Origin of the sequence: Granulicella mallensis (assembly GCF_014203225.1) — a bacterium.
GTDB classification, from domain to species: domain Bacteria; phylum Acidobacteriota; class Terriglobia; order Terriglobales; family Acidobacteriaceae; genus Granulicella; species Granulicella mallensis_A.
The window spans coordinates 1-2813 of the sequence record NZ_JACHIO010000046.1 but is presented as its reverse complement, the minus strand read 5'-3'; the positions used below and the strand labels follow the sequence as shown (position 1 = coordinate 2813).

General features: G+C 63.7%; 1 protein-coding gene. It reads right to left on the bottom strand.

Annotated features, from left to right (window positions below):
- Positions 1-2813, bottom strand: a 2813-nt coding sequence (locus tag HDF15_RS25420; RefSeq protein WP_184261248.1) for a non-ribosomal peptide synthetase, incomplete at both ends; no start/stop codon positions are given.

Sequence of the window (2813 nt, the reverse complement as noted above, 5' to 3'; positions counted from 1 at the left end):
ACCGCTCCCGGTTGTTCCAGAGCATCCGCCAGCTGGCTCAGCACCCTGTCCATGTAATCGCAGAGCCGCCGTCCGCCGTCTTCGCCGACCAGCGAAGTCACCTGCGCCACCAGACGAAAGCCCTCGCCCAGATCGTCCACCGACAGAGCCACCGGATAGTTGGTCCGTTCCTGCGCCTGCAGAACCCGCAGGCCAGGCAGCGCCGCCGGGCCGTTCTCCTCTTCGCCCTCCGCCGTATGACGATAGTTGAGGATCGCGCTGAACAACGGCAGCGGGGCCTGGATGCCGCTGCAACGCTGGGCCAGCGCCAGCGACGCATGCTCATGCGCCACCAGAGAACTCAGCAGTCCATGCGTCTGCAGCACCTGCTGCCGGAGATCGGACCCTACCAGAGACACCCGCAGCGGCAGCGTGTTGATCAACATGCCCAGCGCCTGTGCGCTGTGTTCCCCGCCCTGCAGACGGCCCAGCAGCACCGTGCCGAACACCACGTCGTTACGGCTGGACAGACGGCCAAGAACATGTGCAAAGGCCAGATGAAATAAGCTTGCCGAACTCACGCCCAGCTGCCGTGCCTGCCGGCGAAGCCGGGTCGACAGCTCTGGCGTGACCACGCGTATCGCTTCTTCCTGGGTGCCCGCATCCTGCACATCGGCCAGTCCATAGGGCAGCGTCGGCTCACCCACCTCTCCCAGCATCGCGCGGAAGTAAGCCTCATGCTCCGCCTCACTCCCCCGCAGGCGAGCATGCGCAATATAGTCCCGATACGGCGCCGCAGGCGCCAGCTCCGCAGCCTGACCCAGCAGGCACGCTTCCAGCTCCCGCAGGATGATCTCCACCCCCACATGGTCCACCGCCAGATGATGATGCAGCAGCTGGATCACCCAACGGTCCTGGGACTCGTCCCGCGCCACAAACACACGCAGCAGAGGTGCCTGACGCACATCCAGACGGTAACGCCGCGGACTGTACAGCGTCTGCAGCTGATCGGCGATATCGCCGTCCTCAAGCGACAGGGCCACCTCTTCCACCACCAGCGCAGCCCTGCGGCACACCACCTGCACCGGCGACCGCAGACCCTCCCACAACACAGCCGTACGCAGCACGTCATGGCGCGCTATCACCTGCTCCAGCGCTCCAACGAAGCGATCCACCTCTTCCCGCCGCTCCAGGCTCAGCAGCATGTTCAGCAGGTAGATATCCCCTTCCCGGGAGGCCAGGTGATGGTAAAGAACGCCTTCCTGTCCCGGGGAGAGAGGATAGATGTCCTGGATGTTGCCCGCCCCTCCAGGAATCGCCTGCGCGATGCGCGCGATCTCAACAGGCTCCAGCTCCACCAGCGGCAGCATCCCAGGCTCAAGCTTCGTGCAACCTTCGGGGATCCCGTTGGCCGGAACCACGAACGCGATATGTTGCTCCAGGCTTCCCGCCAGAGCCGCTACCGTCGGCTGGGCAAACAGGGTACTGACATCCGTCTGCCAGCCCGCCTCGTGCAGACGCGACAGCAGACGCACGGCCATCAGCGAGTGGCCGCCCAGCTCGAAGAAGCTGTCGTTGCGGCCTACCCGTTCCACCCCCAGCACCTCCGCGAAGACCCGCGCTACGGTCTCCTCCATCTCCCCGACAGGCGCCTCGTAGCCACGACGCACATACGCCTCGTCGTCAGGCGCTGGCAGAGACTTCCGGTCCAGCTTCCCGTTCGGGCTCAGAGGGAAACTCTCCATCCGAACGTACGCCGACGGAACCATATAACCAGGAAGCGTCGCGCTCAGATGACCACGCAGCGACTCCACCTCCACCGATGCTCCACCAGCTGCCGTGTAGTACGCCACAAGACGCTTGTCCCCCTCCTCCCCACGCGCCACCACTACCGCTTCCCCCACTCCCGCATGCTGGCACAGAAGTGACTCGATCTCCCCCAACTCGATACGGAACCCACGGATCTTCACCTGGAAATCGTTCCGACCTAAATACTCGATGTTCCCGTCAGCAAGATACCGCGCCAAATCCCCCGTCTTGTACAACCGGTCCCCAGCCACAAAAGGGCTCGCAATAAACCGCTCCGCCGTCAGCTCCGCACGGTTCAGATACCCGCGCCCCACCCCCGCTCCGCCGATGTACAACTCTCCTGCCACTCCAACAGGCACAGGCTCACCATGCTCGTCCAAAACATAGATCCGCGTGTTCGATATCGGACGGCCGATCGACACAACCTCAGGACGCTCCGGGCACGGCCATGCCGTAACGTCGATCGCCGCCTCCGTCGGACCGTACAAATTATGCAGCTCCACCGCGGGCCACTGCGCTCTGAACTGTTGCGCCAGAGAAACCGGCAGAGCCTCGCCGCTGCACAGCACGCGCCGCAGCCCAGCGCAGGCCGACACTTCGCTTTGGTCCACAAAAACCCTCAGCATCGACGGAACAAAGTGCATCGTCGTAATCTGCTGGCGCTGAACGATGTCGGCCAGATACCCCGCATCCTTATGCCCTTCAGGACGCGCCACGACCAACCGGGCACCGTACAGAAGTGGCCAGAAGAACTCCCAGACCGAGACATCGAAGCTGAACGAGGTCTTCTGCAGAATCGCATCCGTCTCATTAAGCCCATAGGCACGCTGCGTCCAATCCAGACGATTAACCACCCCACGATGCTCGTTCATGACGCCTTTAGGCTGACCGGTGGAGCCGGAGGTATAGATGACATAGGCGAGGTGCGAGGACCTGAGCCCGAGCGCCTGCGCATCGGGGTTGGTCTCCGGCCGGCTGAGCCAGGAGGCCTCCAGATCCAGGTCCAGGACCGGCGCCTTTAGCTC